Here is a 19,786-nt window from a genome sequence, read left to right on the forward strand (position 1 = left end):
CTTGTATGACTGGGGAGGATTTATATGACAGATATGTCACAGATGGAAAAAATGGAGCTGTTATTAAAGCAGCTCGAGATGCCTGAGGAATTATGGGAAAAGCATTTTTCAAATAGTAAACTCCTCAAGCTTTCCGTGAACAAAGAAACGAAGGAATGGCATTTTTACTTTTATATACCGACCGTTTTACCGCCAAATGTTTATGCTCTCTTTACCTCAAAGCTTCATGAGACATTTGCTCATATTGCAACTATTCAATGGAGCATTGAAACCGATCATAAGCAGTTAGAGGAAGATAGTGTGTGTGACTATTGGCTTCAATTTGTTAAGTCCATCCCAGATCTTTCACCTGCATATAAAGATTTATTATATGAACAGCGGCCACAGGTGGAGGGGAATAAAGTCATTCTTCATGCACGGAATGATGCTGAGGCTCATGCATTAAAGAAAAGGCTGTCTGAACCATTTCAGGCGTATTGCCAGCGGGTCGGAGCATCGATTTATATGCTCACTGTAGAAGTGCATCATAATCAGGCCGATTTGGACAAATTTAGAGAGCAAAAAGCCAAAGAAGATCAAACATTAGTACAACAAGCTGTCATCGACAGAGAAAAAGCAAAAGAAAATGGCGATGAAGTGCTTCATGAAGGCCCGCTCCTTATTGGATATAATATTAAGGACAACCCAGAACCAATAGAAAATATCCAGGAAGAGGAAGGCCGAATGATCATACAAGGCCATATCTTTGAAGCGGAGCTTCGAGAGCTGCGTTCTGGCAGGCATTTATTAATGATTAAATTAACCGACTATACAGACTCCATTCAGGTGAAAATGTTCTCTAAAGGGGATGAGGACATTGATAAATATCAGCGCATCAAAGAAGGAATGTGGGTTAAAGCACGAGGGCGCATTCAAACGGATAATTATACAAATGAATTAACGATGATGGCCAATGATATTAATGAAATGAAACCAATAGTGCGGGAAGACAAAGCTTTAGACGAAGAAAAAAGAGTTGAGCTACATGCCCACACTACGATGAGTCAAATGGATTCTACTGTATCGGCACCAAGGCTAGTAGAACAAGCTGCTAAATGGGGACATAAAGCTGTAGCTATAACAGACCATGCCGTAGTGCAAGCATACCCAGAAGCCTATGGTGCCGGGCAAAAACACGGTATAAAAGTCCTCTATGGTGTAGAGGCCAATCTCGTGGACGACGGGGTGCCGATTGCCTATGAGGAGCAGGATCGCAACCTTGCTGATGCGACCTATGTAGTATTTGACGTGGAAACAACGGGGCTCTCAGCTATCTACGACACGATTATCGAATTAGCAGCAGTTAAGATAAAGGACGGGGAAATCGTCGATCGTTTTGAATCCTTTGCGAATCCACATGAACCTTTATCCCAAACAACGACAGATCTGACAGGCATCACCGATGATATGGTAAAGGATGCTCCGGACCCAGGTGCTGTCGTCAAGGACTTCTATGAATGGATGGGGAACGATATCCTCGTTGCTCATAATGCAAGCTTTGATATGGGCTTTTTGAATGCTGGCTTGAAGGAGATAGGCCTTGGCGCAAGCCCTAACCCAGTTATTGATACGTTAGAGCTCGCGAGACTATTAGTTCCACAATTAAAGAACCACCGTCTAAACACGTTATGTAAGCATTTTGATATAGAACTTACTCAGCACCACCGTGCTATCTATGACGCAGAAGCAACAGGGTATTTGCTTTGGAAGCTAATTAAGGAAGCACAGGAAAAAGAGATTTATAATCACCTAGATATGAATAAATATATGGGAGAAGGAAATGCTTATCAGCGCTCAAGGCCATCCCATGCTATATTACTGGCTCAGACGGAGGAAGGGCTGAAGAACATTTATAAGCTTGTGTCCATGTCGCATGTAAATTACTTCTACCGGGTACCAAGAATTCCTCGCTCTGTACTGCAGAAGTATCGAGAGGGTATTTTGATTGGGTCAGGTTGTGACAAAGGGGAAGTATTTGAAGCAATGATGCAAAAATCAGAGGATGAAGCCGAAAAGATTGCAGCCTTTTATGATTATATCGAAGTACAGCCTCCGTCTAACTATTATCATTTAATAGAAAAGGAACTCGTTCGAAATGAAGCCCATTTGTTTGATATTTTACGAAATTTAGTAAATATGGCAGAACGCTTGAATAAACCAGCAGTAGCAACAGGGAACACACATTATATTGATGAACATGAGAAAATGTACCGCCGCATTCTTATTTCGTCTCAAAATGCGAACCCGCTTAACCGCCAGACACATCCAGATGTTCATTTTAAGACTACAAACGAAATGCTGGAGGCATTCTCCTTCTTAGGTGAAGAAAAGGCAAAAGAGATAGTGGTTACGAATACGCAACATATTGCAGACATTATTGATGATGTCAAACCTGTGAAGGATGACCTATATACACCTAATATTGATGGGGCCAATGAAGAGATGCGGGAAATGACCTATAATAAGGCGAAAAGCATTTATGGGGAGCCGATTCCGGAGCTTGTAGAGAGACGTATTGAGCAGGAATTGGAGAGTATTATTGGTAACGGATTTGCTGTCATCTACCTCATTTCACAAAAGCTCGTAACGAAATCATTAAATGACGGGTACTTAGTTGGTTCCCGAGGTTCAGTAGGGTCGTCCTTTGTAGCTACCATGACAGACATTACAGAAGTAAACCCATTACCACCACATTATGTGTGTCCAAGCTGTAAGCACTCTGAATTCTTTACGGATGGCTCAGTCGGTTCTGGATTTGATCTTCCAGATAAAGATTGTTCAGAATGTGGAGCTACCTACATTAAAGATGGTCAGGACATTCCGTTTGCAACCTTCTTAGGCTTTAAAGGGGACAAAGTTCCCGATATCGATTTGAACTTCTCCGGAGAATATCAACCGCAGGCTCACAATTATACGAAGGTGTTATTTGGAGAAGACAAAGTATATCGAGCAGGTACGATAGGTACTGTCGCTGAAAAAACTGCCTATGGGTTTGTAAAGGGGTATGCAAGCGATAATGAAGTAACCTATAAAAATGCAGAAGTTGATCGGCTCGTCCAAGGATGTACGGGCGTTAAACGTACAACGGGGCAGCACCCAGGCGGTATTATTGTCGTACCAGATGATAAAGAAATTTACGATTTTACACCTATTCAGTTTCCAGCTGATGATAAGACGTCAGAATGGCGAACTACCCATTTTGATTTCCATTCCATCCATGATAATTTGTTGAAACTGGATATATTAGGTCACGATGACCCGACCGTCATTAGGATGCTTCAGGACCTCTCAGGGATTGATCCGAAAACGATTCCGACTGCAGATGAGGATGTTATGAAAATATTTAGTGGTCCGGAAGTGCTTGGTGTAACGGAAGACCAGATCATGTGTAAAACAGGAACGCTTGGAGTGCCGGAGTTCGGTACCCGCTTTGTTCGACAGATGCTTGAGGATACCAAACCATCCACTTTTGCAGAACTTGTTATTATTTCGGGTCTGTCCCACGGTACGGACGTTTGGCTGAATAATGCCGACCAGTTAATCAATGACGGTATTTGTACGCTTCCAGAAGTAATCGGGTGTCGTGATGACATTATGGTGTATTTAATGCACAAGGGATTGGAACCATCTATGGCCTTCACCATTATGGAATTTGTCCGAAAGGGTAGAGGGTTAAAGGACGAATGGATTGAAGCTATGAAGAGTAATGGGGTTCCAGACTGGTATATTGAATCCTGTAAAAAAATCAAGTATATGTTCCCGAAAGCACACGCTGCAGCTTATGTATTGATGGCTGTACGTATTGCATATTTTAAGGTCCATTACCCTATTTATTTTTATGCAGCCTATTTCTCTGTACGCGCAAGTGATTTCGAAATTGATACGATGGTAAAAGGCGCAGACGCCATTCGTAAGCGCATCGAGGAGATCAGTCAAAAAGGGCTTGATGCTACCCCGAAAGAAAAAAGCTTACTTACCGTATTAGAGCTTGCTCTAGAGATGACAATGAGAGGCTACTCCTTCCAGTCCGTGGACCTGTATCGTTCGGCTGCAAGTGAATTCATTGTTGATGGCAACACGTTAATACCGCCATTTAACTCTATTGATGGTCTCGGAACGAATGCTGCGCTGAACATTGTCAAAGTGCGCGACGATGGGGAGTTTCTTTCTAAAGAAGACTTAAGAGAACGAAGCCGTATATCCAAAACCGTATTGGAATATATGGATCAGCATGGCTGTTTACAAGGACTTCCCGACAAGAATCAATTATCCCTTTTCTAATCGATTCCTTGGGGGTTACTTGCTAAAATAACCTTGGTATGGTATATTTTTGTTGGTATGACAAATGATACGTACTAAAGTAAAGAGTGGGGCAACCCACTCTTTCGTATTATTGTTTTTATTTAGTTCCGCCCACTTTCTTCCCTGCTGCCTGTCAGCAGGGAATTTTACATGAGGCATATAATGATCGTGATGAGCTAAAGGAGGGAATTCTAATGGGTAACAACGAAATAACACAAAAAGCAGAAACGCTTGTTCAGCCAATCTTAGATGAAATGAACCTGGAACTAGTCGATATAGAATTCGTCAAAGAAGGTAAAAACTGGTATCTTAGATTATATGTTGATAAAGATGGTGGGATAGAAATAGAGGAATGTGGTCAAGTAAGCGAGCGCTTAAGCGAAAAGCTGGATGAAGAAGACCCAATTAACTTCCCTTACTTCTTAGAGGTATCTTCACCTGGCGCAGAGCGGCCGCTGCACTCTAAAAAAGACATGGAAAAACATGTAGGACATCATGTGAATGTGAAATTATACGAGCATCTCAATGGAGAGAAGGAAATAGAGGGTAAGCTGGTTTCCTTTGAACAGGATGTTGCAGCCATTGAAATGAAAAGGAAAGCAAAAACACAACGAGTAGAAGTTCCTTACGATATGATTGCCAAGGCTCGCTTGGCGGTAAGCTTCAACTAAAAGGGGGATTAAAATTGAATAGTGAGCTTTTCGAAGCCATTGATTACTTAGAAAAAGAAAAAGGGATTGATAAACAGCTTTTAATGGAAGCACTGGAGGCTGCCTTAATCTCTGCTTATAAAAAGAATTTTAAATCAGCAACCAATGTTCGAGTCGATTTAGATGAGAACACTGGCGGCATGCATGTTTATGCTAGGAAGAACATTGTAGAGGAAGTATTAGATCCCCAACAGGAGATTTCGCTGGAGGACGCTCATCAGGTAGACCCTAACTATGAGATTGATGATGTTGTAGAAATTGAGGTTACTCCGAAGGACTTCGGACGTATTGCTGCTCAAGCTGCCAAGCAAGTAGTCACACAACGTGTAAGGGAAGCGGAACGAGGCGTTATTTTCAGTGAGTATGTGGATCGTGAAGAGGATATTATGACTGGTATTATTCAACGTAAGGACAACCGCTTCACGTATGTCAATCTTGGTAAGGTGGAAGCGCGCCTGCCAGTCGGTGAGCAAATGCCGACGGAAGAATACCATGTTCATGACCGCTTGAAGGTATTTATTACCAAGGTAGAAAATACAAACAAGGGTCCTCAAATCTACGTGTCCCGGACCCATCCAGGACTTTTAAAGCGTTTATTTGAGATGGAAGTTCCTGAGATTTATGATGGGATAGTAGAGATTCTTTCCGTAGCAAGAGAAGCGGGAGATCGTTCTAAAATTTCCGTTTATGCTCCAGATCCAGATATCGATCCTGTAGGCTCTTGTGTTGGACAGCGCGGACAGCGTGTACAGGCTATCGTAAATGAATTAAAAGGTGAAAAGATAGATATCGTACAGTGGTCAGAGGACCCTGTAGCGTATGTATCTAACGCTTTAAGCCCTGCAAAGGTGCTAGATGTATTAGTGGAGGAAGAGGAAAAAGCTACTACTGTCATCGTTCCAGATTACCAATTATCTCTTGCAATTGGAAAACGCGGTCAAAATGCTCGTTTAGCAGCAAAATTAACAGGCTGGAAGATTGACATAAAAAGTGAATCTGAAGCTATGGAAGACGGAACACTTGATCCAAATCACGATAAGGAAGCAACGCAGGAAAATGCGTATTCTGAGATCGATGAGGATCCGTTCGCCTAAGGAGGTCTTTGTCAAATGGCTAAGGGAAAGAAAACTCCTTTACGAAAATGTGTAGTAACAAAAGAAATGATGCCAAAGAAACAACTGATACGAATTGTCCGCAATAAAGACGGTGATGTCTTTGTGGATGAAACCGGTAAACAAAATGGACGTGGCGCTTACGTTACCAAGGACTCTTCCGTAATTGAAACAGCCCGTGAGAAAAACATTCTAGCTCACCACTTGAAAGCAGACATACCAGCATCTATTTATGAAGAATTAATGGATATGGTAGCTAGGGAGCACCATGAGTAACTATCTTAATTTACTCGGGTTAGCTTTTCGGGCTGGAAAGTGTACGCTAGGGGAAGAAGCCATTGTTCGAGATATACAACGAAAACGAGCCTATCTCGTTTTAATTGCACAAGATACAGGAGCTTCGACGAAGAAGAAGCTGGAAGATAAATGTCGTTATTATGACATTCCAAACAGGGTAGTTGATCATCGGGATACCCTTTCGAATGCAATTGGAAAAACGGGTAGAGTAGCAGTAGCTATTACGGACAGAGGTTTTGCTAACAAAATCAAGTCCTTGCTCGACGAATCTATTCGGGGGTGAAGGTATGAGTAAAATGCGTGTATATGAATACGCCAAAGAAAAGAATGTTCAAAGTAAAGATATCATAACCAAACTAAAAAGTATCAACGTGGAAGTAAACAACCATATGTCCACTATTTCAGATGATACGAAGAAAAAGCTGGATGATATGTTTAGCGGTAACACGAATAAAGAGGATACAAACAAACAGCAGAAGCACAACCAACCTAAAGCGGGTCAAAACCAGTCTAAGGGCAATGACCAGCGTAGAAATAACAAGAATCAAAATAATCGTAACCATAATCGTAATCAAAACCGAAATAGAAACAACCGCAACCAAAACCGGAATCAACAGCCGAAGAAGACACAGATGCATACGCCGGATAAAATTACCTACACAGGCAGCCTGACAGTGTCCGAGCTTGCCTCTAAGCTTCACAAGGAATCGTCTGAGATCATTAAGAAGCTTATGTTCCAGGGTGTTATGGCTACAAAGAACCAAGATCTTGATCCAGATACAATCGAGCTAATATGTACCGAATACAATGTAGAGGTAGAGGAAGAAATCGTAATTGATGAAACAGATTTTGAAAACTACATTACAGATGATAAACCTGAAGACCTGGTAGAGCGTCCTTCTGTTGTAACCATTATGGGGCACGTTGACCACGGTAAAACAACTCTATTAGACTCTATTCGTAAAACAAAGGTAACAGCAGGAGAAGCTGGTGGAATTACACAGCATATCGGAGCTTATCAGGTTGTGGAAAATGACAAACGAATTACTTTCCTTGATACTCCTGGACACGCTGCCTTTACAAGCATGCGTTCTAGAGGTGCACAGGTAACTGATATCGCCATCCTAGTAGTAGCAGCTGATGATGGTGTTATGCCTCAAACGGTGGAAGCAATTAACCACGCTAAAGCGGCGGAAGTACCAATTATTATCGCGGTTAATAAGATGGATAAAGAAGGAGCTAATCCAGATCGAGTGAAGCAGGAACTAATGGAGTATAACCTTGTTCCTGAAGAGTTCGGCGGAGATACAATCTTTGTTCACTTGTCTGCTGTGAATGGTGAAGGAATTGATGATCTTCTAGAAATGATTGTCCTTGTATCAGAAGTAGAAGAATTAAAAGCGAATCCTGACCGTCTAGCGATGGGTACAGTGATTGAAGCAGAATTGGATAAAGGCCGTGGCCCAGTTGCAACGTTACTAGTGCAAAATGGTACGTTAAACGTAGGGGACGCTATTGTAGTAGGTAACACCTATGGTCGTATTCGCGCGATGGTCAATGATATAGGCAAACGAGTGAAAACAGCAGCACCATCCACTCCTGTTGAAATTACAGGCTTAAATGACGTGCCAAAGGCTGGAGATCGCTTTATTGTATTTGATGATGAGAAAAAAGCTCGTCAAGTCGGTGAGCTGCGTCATCAGCGCCAGGTAGAGGAAAATCGTAGTGAGAAATCAAAAGTAAGCCTGGATGATTTATTTGAGCAAATTAAGCAAGGCGACATGAAAGAAATCAACATTATTATTAAGGCAGACGTTCAAGGTTCTGCTGAAGCACTCGCTTCTTCTTTACAGAAAATTGAAGTTGAAGGTGTGAATGTTAAAATCATTCACACTGGTGTGGGGGCTATTACAGAATCAGACATTATATTAGCATCTGCGTCCAATGCAGTGGTAATCGGCTTCAATGTTCGCCCAGATGCGAATGCGAAGAAAACAGCTGAAACAGAAGACGTTGATGTTCGTCTCCATCGTATTATTTATAAAGTGATGGAAGAAATTGAAGCGGCAATGAAAGGGTTATTAGATCCTGAATTCCAAGAGAAGATTATTGGTCAAGCTGAAGTACGTGAAATCTTCAAAGTATCTAAAATTGGAACGATTGCCGGAAGCTATGTGACTGAAGGTAAAATTACACGTAACTCTGGAATAAGAGTTATTCGTGATGGAATAGTACAATTTGAGGGAGAAATTGATACACTTAAGCGTTACAAGGATGATGCCAAAGAAGTGGATAAAGGATATGAATGTGGTATTACGATTAAAAACTTCAACGACCTGAAAGAAGGCGACATCATTGAAGCATTTGTAATGGAAGAGATTAAGCCTGCATGATTGGTTATTTAGAAGTGGAATGCTTCTTATATGACGCTCAATCACTTAAGGAGAAGCGATCAGTTATTAAACGGATTGTTACGAGAGCACAAAACGAGATCAATGTTTCTGTCAGTGAGCTAGATCATCAGAATTTGTGGCAGCGGAGCTTATTGGGCTTTGTTGCTATCTCCTCAGATAAGGTACAAACGGAAAGAGAACTCCAACGGGTAGTCCGTTTAATAGATTCTTTTCCAGAGATTGAGCGCGCAACAACTAATATAGAATGGCTATAAACTCCCTCCAACTAAAGAGGTGAAAGTATATGAGCGATTTACGAGCGAATCGAGTCGGGGAACAAATGAAGAAGGAGCTTGGGGATATAATTGGCCGAAAAATTAAAGATCCTCGCATAGGCTTTGTAACTGTAACAGAAGTTAAAGTTACAGGAGATCTTCAACAAGCAAAGGTGTATATTTCTGTACTAGGTGGAGAAAAACAAAAGCAGGATACACTCGTAGGACTTGCTAAGGCGAAAGGGTTTATTCGTTCCGAGATTGGAAAACGAATTCGTCTAAGGAAGACACCGGAAATTACCTTCGAATTTGATGAAGCTATTGAATATGGTAATCGAATTGAATCCATTATTCAGGACTTAAACGATAAACCTGATACGGATTAGGAAGGTAGGAAAGGGATAGACCTGTTATAGGCTATCCCTTTTTTCATTTTATCAGGAAATGCAGTATAATAATGTAGGAACGACAGGATTGAATACAGGCAGCTGTTAGGTATTTATTTTTACATATGAAAGAATTGTAGTTAGAATGGAGGGGATGGGGATGGATGGAATCCTCCCATTATGGAAGCCAAAGGGTATGACCTCACATGATTGTGTAATGAAATTAAGAGGTATTTTACATACGAAGAAAGTAGGCCACACTGGAACTTTAGACCCTGAAGTAGAAGGGGTTTTGCCAATGTGTATAGGACAGGCTACAAAGATAGCTTCCTATGTAACAGAATCTGAAAAGGTATATGAAGCTAAAGTGACACTCGGCTACAGCACAGAAACAGAGGATGCTACAGGAGCAGTTGTCCATCGTAAAGCGGTGAAAGAGAATATAACTAGCGAAGAGATTGGGAACATTCTCACCGCCTTTCAAGGGGAGATTACTCAAATCACTCCTATGTATTCGGCAGTCAGAGTAGATGGGAAAAGGCTTTATGAGTATGCAAGAGAAGGAATTACTGTTGAAAGACCAAAGAGAAACGTAGTTATTCATACTCTGGAACTGCTAGAGAGGGAGATGGAGTATGGAGAGGACACTGTTTCATTTTATATTCGCATTGTTTGTTCGAAAGGGACGTATATCCGAACGCTTTGTGTAGATATTGGTGAAGCATTAGGATATCCTGCTCACATGTCCTCCTTGATAAGAACTGCTTCAGGCTCTTTTGAACAGTCAGAAGCATATACGTTTGAGACTATCCAATATGAGAAAGATCACGGAGACCTAATGCCACTGTTAAAGCCAATGGATCGTGGTGTGAAACATTTGAGCTCTCTTACTATTTCCGATAGCGAGGGAGATAAAGTGTATCATGGCACCGTTTTTCCAAAGCCAGATCCTGCTCCTTCCACAAATCCATTTACGATGGTGAATGAGAATGGAAAACTGCTGGCAATTTATCAAATCCATCCAGAGAAACCGCATCTTATTAAGCCAGTACGTGTGTTTCACTATGATCAGTCCTAGAAAAAGAAGGTGAATAAGAGTGGATATCGTATCATTACAACATCCTCATCATATGGCAAAAGATCACTATCCGGAGTCAGTTGTTGCCATCGGGTATTTTGATGGCGTTCATAAAGGGCATCAGCAAGTTATTCAAACAGCTGTAAAGGAAGCACAGAAGCAAAATAGGGAAAGTGCTGTTATGACTTTTCATCCACACCCTTCTGTTGTCCTTAAGAAGCAGGAGCAGCATATAGAGCATATTACTCCCCTGGATAAAAAACTAGAAGTAATAGAGTCACTTGGTGTAGATCGGGTGTTTCTAATTACATTTGACGATACGTTAGCAAATTTGCTACCGCAGCAGTTCGTCGATTATTTCTTTATCGGGCTTAATGTGAAGCATGTCGTAGCTGGATTTGACTTTAGTTATGGCAAGATGGGGAAGGGGAACATGGAAACATTACGCGAGCATGGACAGGGCGTATTATCCCAAACCGTAGTATCTAAAGTGACTGATGAGTCGGAGAAGGTCAGTTCTAGTTATATTAGAGAACAGCTTCAGGAGGGTAATGTTGGATTTGTAGCCTCTCTATTAGGGAGGTTTTATACCGTCAAAGGGACGGTTGTTATAGGGGACCAAAGAGGGAGAACAATCGGTTATCCGACGGCCAATATCCAAAGAAAAGCCCCTTACTATTTACCAAAAGTGGGCGTATATGCTGTGAAAGTGTATAGTAACGGTGAAGCCTATTATGGTATGGCGAATGTTGGCTATCGCCCGACTTTCTATGATGCCTCAGAAAAACCTTCTATTGAAGTGTACCTGTTTGATTATAATGGTGATTTATATGGGGAAGAATTAGAAGTAGAGTGGCATCAATTCATTCGAGAGGAAACAAAATTTAATGGGGTAGAGCAATTAGTAGCTCAATTACGACAAGATGAACAAGAAATTCGAGATTTTTTTTCATCCAATTGATATATCCCCTTGCAATTTATCTTTAAAAACGGTATTCTAGTATCTGTATGACAATAACCATCGCTTGGCAAAACGTACTCACCGGCGTTTGCTAGGGGAGTGGGGATTATAATTATTAGGAGGTGAACAGGATGGCCATCACACAAGAACGTAAAAATGAAATCATCAGTAAGTACAAGACACATGAAAATGACACTGGTTCTGCTGAGGTTCAAATCGCTGTCCTTACTGAAAAAATTACGAAATTAAACGAGCATCTACGTATGCACAAGCAGGATCACCATTCACGTCGTGGACTGCTAAAAATGGTAGGTAAGCGTCGTAACCTTTTAACCTATCTACGTAATAAAGACGTAACACGCTATCGTGAGTTAATCAAACAGCTTGGTTTACGTCGTTAATTTGCAAAAAGCGGGAGTATTTCCCGCTTTTTCTATACCAAAAACCAACCTTCTACATAAGAGTTCTCTTATGAAAGAACACATATGATGATTGGAAAATTTACGAAACATGAGAGGAGTACAAGTACAAATGGCTGAAGAAAAATACACTTTCTCTATAGACATTGCTGGTCGCCAATTAGTAGTCGATATCGGCGAATTAGCAAAACAAGCCAACGGTGCTTGCATGGTTCAATACGGCGATACATCTGTACTGGCAACTGCAACAGGCGCCCGCGAACCAAAGGATTTACCATTTTTCCCATTAACCGTTAACTACGAAGAGCGTTTATACGCAGTAGGAAAGATCCCTGGAGGTTTTATTAAACGAGAGGGGCGTCCTAGCGAAAAAGCAACACTTGCGTCTCGATTAATTGATCGTCCCATCCGCCCATTATTTCCAGATGGATATCGCAATGAAGTACAAGTTGTGAGTACTGTGATGAGTGTGGATCAGGATAATTCTTCTGAAATGGCTGCTATGCTTGGTTCTTCTCTTGCTTTAAGTATCTCTGACATTCCGTTTGCAGGTCCTATAGCGGGAGTAGTTGTAGGTCGTATTGATGGCGAGTTCATTATCAATCCTACAGTAGAGCAGCAAGAGAAGAGTGACATTAACCTAACAGTCGCCGGTACGAAAGATGCGGTTAACATGGTGGAAGCTGGAGCGGAAGAGGTTCCAGAGGATGTAATGCTTGAGGCTATTATGTTCGGTCATAGTGAAATCCAGCGTCTTGTAGAGTGGCAGGAAGAAATTGTTGCTCAAATCGGTCAGGAAAAAATGGAAGTACAATTGTTCCAGCCTGAGCAAGAAATCGTGGAAGAAGTAGAAGCAAAAGCGAAAGAAGCTCTTGTGAAAGCAATTCAAACAGAAGAAAAGCAGGCACGTGATGAAGCAATCAAAGAAGTGAAAAAAGACGTGGTTGCGCAGTATGAAGCTGAAGAAGCTGAAAAAGATAAACTAAGCAAGGTAGAAGCAGTGCTGGATTCCATTGTAAAAGGTGAAGTTCGTCGTCTTATTACGAAGGAAAAGGTACGTCCAGATGGTCGTAACCCAGACCAAATCCGTTCGCTGTCCTCTCGTGTCGGCGCGCTGCCTCGTACACACGGTTCCGGTTTATTTACAAGGGGACAAACACAGGCCCTAAGCGTATGTACCTTAGGTGCATTAGGCGATGTCCAGATTTTGGATGGACTAGATCTTGAGGAATCAAAACGATTTATGCACCATTATAACTTCCCTCCATTCAGTGTGGGAGAAACTGGACCAATGCGTGCTCCAGGACGTCGTGAAATTGGGCATGGAGCATTGGGTGAGCGTGCACTAGAGCAAGTAATTCCATCTGAAAAGGATTTTCCATATACCATTAGGCTAGTATCTGAGGTATTAGAATCGAATGGTTCTACTTCTCAAGCAAGTATCTGTGCAAGTACACTTGCCATGATGGACGCTGGTGTTCCCATTAAAGCTCCTGTTGCCGGTATTGCAATGGGACTTGTGAAGTCTGGTGAGGACTATACCGTCCTAACAGACATTCAAGGTATGGAAGATGCACTTGGCGACATGGACTTTAAAGTAGCCGGAACCGCCAAAGGTGTCACAGCGTTGCAAATGGACATTAAAATTGAAGGATTATCTCGTGAAATCCTTGAAAATGCTTTATCTCAAGCGAAAAAAGGCAGAATGGAAATTCTAAATCATATGCTAGAGACCATTACAGAACCACGTACAGAGCTATCAGATTATGCTCCGAAAATTCTTACTATGGCTATTAAGCCGGATAAGATTCGTGATGTCATTGGACCTAGCGGGAAGCAAATCAACAAGATTATTGAAGACACTGGTGTGAAGATTGATATCGAGCAAGACGGTACTATTTTCATCTCTTCTACAGATATGGCAAGTAATGAAGGTGCTAAGAAAATCATTGAAGACCTCGTCCGAGAAGTGGAAGCAGGTCAAATGTACCTTGGAACAGTGAAACGGGTAGAGAAGTTCGGTGCCTTTGTAGAAATATTTAAAGGGAAAGAAGGACTCGTACACATATCTGAGCTTGCTGAAGAACGCGTTGGCAAAGTCAGTGATGTAGTATCGGTTGGGGACGAAATTCTTGTGAAAGTAAAAGAAATCGATAACCAGGGCCGCGTTAACTTGTCCAGAAAAGAAGCTATCAAAGAAGAGCAGAAAGAAGAGTCTTCCAACGAATCTTAATGATGCACAAAGAAGAAGCTGGCTATCCAGTTTCTTTTTTATTGTCTTCGAATTAACTGGAAGCTTGAGGGTACCTATCAAATCCCTTGCTTGTTCTATCACAGAGGATGGAGCTACTATGAAGACGTAATGGCTTTCGTGCGTATCTCGTAAAATTCTATTACAGGTGTCATACCTTGTCCTCCCTGTTCATACTGTTTAATTAAAGGGGGGACTATATATGCTACGAAAAATGAGTACTGTACTGGTGTTTGCTGTAATGGTTGTCATCTCCTATGGAGCATTCCAAAATCCATATTCCAAGGATTTCGTTTCTTCCATTAAAGACTCAACCCTTCCTGTAGCTAAACCAGCTGACGATGCATTGTGGCAAGAAATTAAAGAAAAAGCATCATCGTATGAAAAGAAAGCTCAAAATGCCAAAATTGATAGGGTGTGGAAGAAAATACCTGGGTTAAACGGGCTAGCAGTAGATGAAGAGGCATCCTATCAAAAGATGAAGAAGAAGGGTTCTTTTGATCCATCCCTTTTCCAATATAAACAGATTACACCAGACATTCAGTTGAAAGATCTTCCTGCAGCACCTATTTATAGAGGACATCCGGATAAACAGATGGTTTCTTTAAACATTAACGTATCCTGGGGAGAAGAATACATCCCGGAAATGCTAAATATATTAAAGAAACACGGCGTTCACGCGACTTTCTTTATTGAGGGAAAATGGGCAAATAAGCATGTGGACTTAGTAAAGATGATTCAGGAACAAGGGCATGTCATTGGCAACCACGCGTACAATCATCCGGATATGAAGACACTAACAAAAGGTCAGATAGAACAACAAATAACAAAGACCAATACGATTCTAGAATCGATTACTAACGATAAGCCCGTATTATTTGCCCCGCCAAGCGGCAGCTTCTCCCAGCAAGTAGTGCTGGCGGCAGAAGAGGCTGGAATGGAAACCATCCTTTGGTCAGTAGATACTGTAGACTGGAAAAAACCTGCAAAAGAGGTATTGTTAGAAAGAGTTTTGAGCAAATTACACAATGGGGCATTTATTTTAATGCATCCTACCGCTTCTTCATCTCAAGCTCTTGATGATTTAATTTTGAAAATAGAAGCAAAAAAATATAGAATTGGTACTGTCTTGACATTATTAGATGAAAAAAGAGAAGCAATTCAAGAACAGTAATGCTAATAGAGGCTAGGAGGATTACGGTGGTAAAGAAATATACTTGTTCAAATGGACTCCGTATCGTATTGGAGGAAATCCCTAATGTACGTTCGGTGACCATTGGTGTGTGGGTGCTGACAGGCTCTCGCAGTGAAAATGACATAAACAACGGTGTTTCCCACTTTTTAGAGCACATGATGTTTAAAGGTACCAATACCCGTTCAGCTCGCGACATTGCTGAAAGCTTTGATTCTATTGGGGGACAGGTGAATGCCTTCACCTCTAAAGAATACACTTGTTATTATGCGAAAGTATTGGATACTCATGCTGAGAAAGCATTAGATATATTAGCAGATATGTTCTTTCATTCCACTTTTGATTCAGAAGAATTAGAGAGAGAAAAGAAAGTCGTGCTGGAAGAAATTAATATGAGTGAAGATACTCCAGATGATATTGTACATGATATATTAGCGAAGGCTTCCTATGGTAATCATCCGCTTGGCTTCCCAATCCTTGGAACGGAAGAAACGGTGAAATCCTTTACTAGAGACACCATTCGTGATTATATGGATCAGCACTACATACCAGAAAACGTTGTCGTATCGGTTGCGGGTAACGTAGATGATTCGTTCTTCACTGCCATTGAATCCTATTTTGGCTCTTATACAAGTAATCACACCCCTAGCGTATTTGCGACGCCAGCCTTTCAGCCTGAGCATATCCATCGTACAAAAGATACAGAGCAGGCGCATCTTTGTTTGGGATATGATGGGCTGCCTGTACAGGATGATTCCATATACAGCTTAGTTGTATTAAATAACGTATTGGGTGGAAGTATGAGCTCTAGACTGTTTCAGGAAGTAAGGGAACAAAGAGGTCTCGCCTATTCCATTTTCTCCTTCCACAGCTCTCATCTGGATAATGGTTTATTAACAATCTATGGCGGGACCGGGAAGGACCAGCTTTCCACTCTGAAGGAAACCGTTGATGATACAATTCAGGATCTTATGAAGACAGGTCTTACAGATAAAGAGCTTATTAATAGTAAAGAACAGCTAAAAGGGAATATCATGCTTAGCCTGGAAAGTACAAACAGCCGTATGAGCCGGAACGGTAAAAATGAGCTGCTACTAAACAGACATCGCAGCATGGATGAGATGATCTCCTTAATCGACAGTGTAAATCATGATACGATTGAAACCGTTATGAACAAGGTGTTTCATTCCGGTCCTTCTTCTGCGATTATTTCTCCAAGCTCCTAATAAGGAAGGTTCTATGATATTCATAGAACCTTTTTTACTACATATATATGTAGTAGGAAACGATTTTTATAGATCGGCAAAGGCGGTGTCCTATGAGATTTCGTTCACTAAGCGGGAAAGAAATTGTCGATGTGAAACAGGGGGCAAGACTCGGTGTGTTGGGACAAACTGATTTAGAAATCGACCCTAACACTGGTCAAATTAAATCCTTTCTCATCCCAAGCTATAAGTGGTTTGGGATGAAGAAAGATGGAGATGAAATTCGGATTGAATGGCAGGATGTAAAGAAAATAGGAGAAGACATGATTATTATCGATCCAAAGAACACGTAAGGATGGGCGCTTCAAAGCTCATCCTTTTTTTTATGGCTCTAAGTACTAAGCCTTTAGCCTGTACTTTTCTAATCACCTCTTAGCGGGTGTAGGCATAGGATAGGAGGGAAATGGGGAGGTCATTTTGTTGTGAGGTGAGGTGATGAGTATGTTGACAGGATATACGATAGCGATATTAGGCGGAGACGCCAGACAACTAGAAGTCATTCGTCGTCTTAGTGAATGGGATGCGAATTTATTTCTAATAGGATTCGATCAGCTAGACCATGGATTCACAGGTGCCAAGCAAGTCGAAATGGATGAAGTAGAACCTTCCGTTTTAGATGCTGTTATTTTGCCGGTGCCAGGTGCTAATGCTGAAGGTGATGTTGATACGATATTCTCGAATAAACTCATTCGTTTAACAAAGGAATGGATAGAGAAAACACCGGAACACTGCTTATTTTTCACTGGGATAACCAATCAGTTTTTAATAGATGTCACGACGGAAACGAAGCGTAAACTAGTTCCTCTATTTGATCGGGATGATGTTGCCATATATAATTCCGTACCAACCGTTGAAGGAACGATTATGATGGCTATCCAGCATACGGACTTTACGATTCATTCCTCCAAAGTTGTTGTGCTCGGTCTTGGAAGAGTAGGTATGAGCGTAGCGAGAACGTTTGCGTCACTTGGAGCTAATGTAAAAGTAGGTGCTAGAAAAACCGAGGATTTAGCGAGAGCATTTGAAATGGGCTTAGAGACTTTCTCTATACACGATTTAAAGGACCATAGTCATGATTGTGAAATTGTTATTAATACGATTCCGGCACAGGTGGTAACAGCCTCTGTTATCCAAAATATGCCGAACCGTACACTCATAATTGATCTTGCCTCCAAACCGGGCGGAACGGATTTTCGATATGCAGAAAAAAGAGGTATAAAGGCTCTGCTAGCGCCTGGCTTACCAGGGATAGTTGCTCCAAAGACGGCGGGGAATATATTGGCGAACGTTATTACTCAGATTTTATTAGAGCATTTAGGGGAAGGGAGTAATGCATAATGTCACTTAAGGATAAAGTGATTGGGTTTGGCTTAACAGGTTCGCATTGTACTTATTCAGAGGTGTTTCCGCAATTAGAAAAGCTGATGGATGAGGGCGCTAAAGTAGTGCCTGTTGTTTCTTATACAGTTCAAAAGACGGATACCTATTTTGGAGAGGCAGCAGAGCATTTAGAGAAAATTCAAGAGATAACAGGGGAGAAGCTGATCTCTACCATCCCTGAAGCAGAGCCACTAGGACCGAAACGCCCATTGGATTGTATGGTAATAGCTCCGTTGACAGGAAACTCTTTAAGTAAAATGGCGAATGCATTGACAGATTCGCCTGTTCTCATGGCAGCAAAAGCGACGCTTCGAAACCAGAAGCCAGTCGTATTAGCTGTTTCATCCAATGACATATTAGGTCTGAATGGGCAGAATTTAATGCGTCTAATGGCTACGAAGAATATTTTCTTCGTACCGTTCGGCCAGGATAATTATTTCAAGAAGCCTAATTCTATGGTGGCAGATATGGAAAAGATACCTGAAACCATTGAAGCCGCATTAGAGTATAAACAAATTCAGCCTGTCATTATTGAAAGAACAACTGAAAATGCATGATGATGGTATCTACAAAGGAATTGTATGTGGTACAATAAAATTTAATCTAATAACCTTACAATAATAATAGAGCAGAGGAAGGGAGAAACATATATGGCTGAACAAAACAGATATCACGTAGCAGTAGTTGGAGCAACAGGGGCAGTAGGTCAGAAGATGATTGAAACGCTAGAAGATCGTAATTTACCTATTGAAACATTAACGCTACTATCCTCTAAACGCTCTGCGGGGAAAACAGTACGTTTTCAAAATAAAAATATTACCGTGCAAGAAGCTACTCCAGAAAGCTTTGAAGGGGTAGATATTGCTTTATTTTCAGCAGGAGGCTCTATCTCTAAACAGCTAGCACCGGAAGCAGTGAAACGGGGAGCAGTTGTAATAGATAATACGAGTGCGTATCGGATGGATCCTGACGTACCTTTAGTCGTTCCAGAGGTCAACGAACAGGATATAGAAAAGCATCAGGGAATTATTGCAAATCCAAACTGTTCCACTATTCAAATGGTAGCTGCTCTTGAGCCGCTTCGTCAGGCTTATGGACTGTCTCGAATTATCGTTTCTACCTATCAGGCTGTTTCTGGAGCAGGTAACGAGGCGAGTGATGAGCTTCGCCAGCAGACAGAAGCTTATTTAAAGGAAGAACAATATACACCAGAGGTATTGCCTGTTAAAGGCGATGAACACCATTATCCAATCGCTTTTAATGCTCTACCACAAATTGATAAATTCCAGGAAAACGGGTACACCTTTGAAGAAATGAAAATGATTAACGAAACGAAGAAAATTATGCATGCAGCAGAATTGCCTGTGGCAGCTACTTGTGTTCGCCTGCCTATCTTCACTTCTCACGCAGAGAGTGTGTATATTGAGATTGATCAGGAGGACGTAACAGTAGAAGAACTACAGAGCAAGCTTGCAGCGGCACCTGGAATTACATTAGAAGATGACCCTAAGCATCAAGTGTACCCAACTCCACTTCACGCGGAAGGGAAGCGCGATGTGTTTGTTGGCCGCATCCGTAAAGATTTGGATCAATCGAATGGCTTCCATCTTTGGATTGTTTCTGATAACCTACTAAAAGGTGCAGCATGGAATTCTGTACAAATCGCTGAGAGCGTTATGAACCATCAATGGTTTACAAAGAATTAAGAGATAAACGATGAGGTGTC

General features: G+C 41.5%; 18 protein-coding genes. All 18 read left to right on the forward strand.

The genetic code is table 11. The features are described from left to right. Window positions 1–24: 24 nt before the first annotated feature. The 18 genes from ACFFGV_RS11375 to asd all read left to right on the forward strand — a co-directional run bounded on the left by ACFFGV_RS11375 (window position 25) and on the right by asd (window position 19,766). Window positions 25–4,320, forward strand: coding sequence for a PolC-type DNA polymerase III (locus tag ACFFGV_RS11375; protein ID WP_377347859.1), 4,296 nt, complete (start codon window positions 25–27; stop codon window positions 4,318–4,320). Between the two features lie 215 nt (window positions 4,321–4,535). Further along, window positions 4,536–5,012: a ribosome maturation factor RimP gene (gene rimP / locus ACFFGV_RS11380; RefSeq protein ID WP_377347861.1), complete on the forward strand. Its 477-nt coding sequence runs from the start codon at window positions 4,536–4,538 to the stop codon at window positions 5,010–5,012. A 14-nt stretch (window positions 5,013–5,026) separates the two neighbouring features. Continuing rightward, complete coding sequence (gene nusA / locus ACFFGV_RS11385; RefSeq protein ID WP_377347863.1) at window positions 5,027–6,145, forward strand: transcription termination factor NusA; 1,119 nt, start codon at window positions 5,027–5,029, stop codon at window positions 6,143–6,145. A 15-nt stretch (window positions 6,146–6,160) separates the two neighbouring features. After that, window positions 6,161–6,439 carry an RNase P modulator RnpM gene (gene rnpM / locus ACFFGV_RS11390; RefSeq protein WP_377347865.1) on the forward strand — a complete coding sequence of 93 codons (279 nt, stop codon included), beginning with the start codon at window positions 6,161–6,163 and terminating at the stop codon, window positions 6,437–6,439. Then, window positions 6,432–6,743: a YlxQ family RNA-binding protein gene (locus tag ACFFGV_RS11395; protein ID WP_377347867.1), complete on the forward strand. Its 312-nt coding sequence runs from the start codon at window positions 6,432–6,434 to the stop codon at window positions 6,741–6,743. The genes rnpM and ACFFGV_RS11395 overlap by 8 nt, the downstream gene beginning before the upstream one ends. A 4-nt stretch (window positions 6,744–6,747) precedes the next feature. After that, window positions 6,748–8,853 carry a translation initiation factor IF-2 gene (gene infB / locus ACFFGV_RS11400; RefSeq protein ID WP_377347870.1) on the forward strand — a complete coding sequence of 702 codons (2,106 nt, stop codon included), beginning with the start codon at window positions 6,748–6,750 and terminating at the stop codon, window positions 8,851–8,853. Beyond that, the gene (locus tag ACFFGV_RS11405) at window positions 8,850–9,128 is read left to right on the forward strand and encodes a DUF503 domain-containing protein (RefSeq protein ID WP_377347872.1); all 279 of its coding nucleotides are present in this window, start codon (window positions 8,850–8,852) and stop codon (window positions 9,126–9,128) included. Before infB ends, ACFFGV_RS11405 begins: the two co-directional genes overlap by 4 nt. A 29-nt stretch (window positions 9,129–9,157) precedes the next feature. Continuing rightward, entirely contained in the window at window positions 9,158–9,514 is a 357-nt protein-coding gene (rbfA, locus tag ACFFGV_RS11410) for a 30S ribosome-binding factor RbfA (protein WP_377347874.1), read from the forward strand. A gap of 160 nt (window positions 9,515–9,674) precedes the next feature. Then, a complete protein-coding gene (gene truB / locus ACFFGV_RS11415; RefSeq protein WP_377347876.1) occupies window positions 9,675–10,592 on the forward strand; it encodes a tRNA pseudouridine(55) synthase TruB in 918 nt (305 codons plus the stop codon). A 19-nt stretch (window positions 10,593–10,611) separates the two neighbouring features. After that, window positions 10,612–11,553, forward strand: a complete 942-nt coding sequence (locus tag ACFFGV_RS11420; RefSeq protein WP_377347878.1) for a bifunctional riboflavin kinase/FAD synthetase — start codon at window positions 10,612–10,614, stop codon at window positions 11,551–11,553. A gap of 131 nt (window positions 11,554–11,684) precedes the next feature. Then, window positions 11,685–11,954, forward strand: coding sequence for a 30S ribosomal protein S15 (rpsO, locus tag ACFFGV_RS11425; protein ID WP_377347880.1), 270 nt, complete (start codon window positions 11,685–11,687; stop codon window positions 11,952–11,954). A 130-nt stretch (window positions 11,955–12,084) separates the two neighbouring features. Next, window positions 12,085–14,205, forward strand: coding sequence for a polyribonucleotide nucleotidyltransferase (pnp, locus tag ACFFGV_RS11430; RefSeq protein ID WP_377347882.1), 2,121 nt, complete (start codon window positions 12,085–12,087; stop codon window positions 14,203–14,205). A 220-nt stretch (window positions 14,206–14,425) separates the two neighbouring features. Further along, on the forward strand, window positions 14,426–15,397 hold the full coding sequence (locus ACFFGV_RS11435; protein ID WP_377347884.1) for a polysaccharide deacetylase family protein: 972 nt from the start codon (window positions 14,426–14,428) through the stop codon (window positions 15,395–15,397). Between the two features lie 26 nt (window positions 15,398–15,423). Then, a complete protein-coding gene (locus tag ACFFGV_RS11440) occupies window positions 15,424–16,641 on the forward strand; it encodes a M16 family metallopeptidase (protein ID WP_377347886.1) in 1,218 nt (405 codons plus the stop codon). Window positions 16,642–16,733: 92 nt separating this feature from the next. Then, window positions 16,734–16,973, forward strand: a complete 240-nt coding sequence (locus ACFFGV_RS11445) for a YlmC/YmxH family sporulation protein (RefSeq protein WP_377347888.1) — start codon at window positions 16,734–16,736, stop codon at window positions 16,971–16,973. 148 nt (window positions 16,974–17,121) lie between these two features. After that, window positions 17,122–18,018: a dipicolinic acid synthetase subunit A gene (dpaA, locus tag ACFFGV_RS11450; protein ID WP_377347957.1), complete on the forward strand. Its 897-nt coding sequence runs from the start codon at window positions 17,122–17,124 to the stop codon at window positions 18,016–18,018. Further along, on the forward strand, window positions 18,018–18,617 hold the full coding sequence (locus ACFFGV_RS11455; RefSeq protein ID WP_377347890.1) for a dipicolinate synthase subunit B: 600 nt from the start codon (window positions 18,018–18,020) through the stop codon (window positions 18,615–18,617). Before dpaA ends, ACFFGV_RS11455 begins: the two co-directional genes overlap by 1 nt. 93 nt (window positions 18,618–18,710) lie before the next feature. After that, window positions 18,711–19,766: an aspartate-semialdehyde dehydrogenase gene (asd, locus tag ACFFGV_RS11460; protein ID WP_377347892.1), complete on the forward strand. Its 1,056-nt coding sequence runs from the start codon at window positions 18,711–18,713 to the stop codon at window positions 19,764–19,766. The last annotated feature ends 20 nt before the right edge of the window (window positions 19,767–19,786 follow it).

The organism is Pontibacillus salicampi, from assembly GCF_042434395.1.
In the GTDB taxonomy this organism is placed as follows: domain Bacteria; phylum Bacillota; class Bacilli; order Bacillales; family BH030062; genus Pontibacillus; species Pontibacillus salicampi.

Excerpts from the sequence above, each read along its gene's own strand:
- ACFFGV_RS11375 (WP_377347859.1), top strand. The coding sequence starts at position 25 with ATGACAGATATGTCACAGATGGAAAAAATGGAGCTGTTATTAAAGCAG.
- rimP (WP_377347861.1), top strand. The coding sequence starts at position 4,536 with ATGGGTAACAACGAAATAACACAAAAAGCAGAAACGCTTGTTCAGCCA.
- rnpM (WP_377347865.1), top strand. The coding sequence starts at position 6,161 with ATGGCTAAGGGAAAGAAAACTCCTTTACGAAAATGTGTAGTAACAAAA.
- ACFFGV_RS11395 (WP_377347867.1), top strand. The coding sequence starts at position 6,432 with ATGAGTAACTATCTTAATTTACTCGGGTTAGCTTTTCGGGCTGGAAAG.
- infB (WP_377347870.1), top strand. The coding sequence starts at position 6,748 with ATGAGTAAAATGCGTGTATATGAATACGCCAAAGAAAAGAATGTTCAA.
- ACFFGV_RS11405 (WP_377347872.1), top strand. The coding sequence starts at position 8,850 with ATGATTGGTTATTTAGAAGTGGAATGCTTCTTATATGACGCTCAATCA.
- rbfA (WP_377347874.1), top strand. The coding sequence starts at position 9,158 with ATGAGCGATTTACGAGCGAATCGAGTCGGGGAACAAATGAAGAAGGAG.
- truB (WP_377347876.1), top strand. The coding sequence starts at position 9,675 with ATGGATGGAATCCTCCCATTATGGAAGCCAAAGGGTATGACCTCACAT.
- rpsO (WP_377347880.1), top strand. The coding sequence starts at position 11,685 with ATGGCCATCACACAAGAACGTAAAAATGAAATCATCAGTAAGTACAAG.
- pnp (WP_377347882.1), top strand. The coding sequence starts at position 12,085 with ATGGCTGAAGAAAAATACACTTTCTCTATAGACATTGCTGGTCGCCAA.
- ACFFGV_RS11435 (WP_377347884.1), top strand. The coding sequence starts at position 14,426 with ATGCTACGAAAAATGAGTACTGTACTGGTGTTTGCTGTAATGGTTGTC.
- ACFFGV_RS11445 (WP_377347888.1), top strand. The coding sequence starts at position 16,734 with ATGAGATTTCGTTCACTAAGCGGGAAAGAAATTGTCGATGTGAAACAG.
- dpaA (WP_377347957.1), top strand. The coding sequence starts at position 17,122 with ATGTTGACAGGATATACGATAGCGATATTAGGCGGAGACGCCAGACAA.
- ACFFGV_RS11455 (WP_377347890.1), top strand. The coding sequence starts at position 18,018 with ATGTCACTTAAGGATAAAGTGATTGGGTTTGGCTTAACAGGTTCGCAT.
- asd (WP_377347892.1), top strand. The coding sequence starts at position 18,711 with ATGGCTGAACAAAACAGATATCACGTAGCAGTAGTTGGAGCAACAGGG.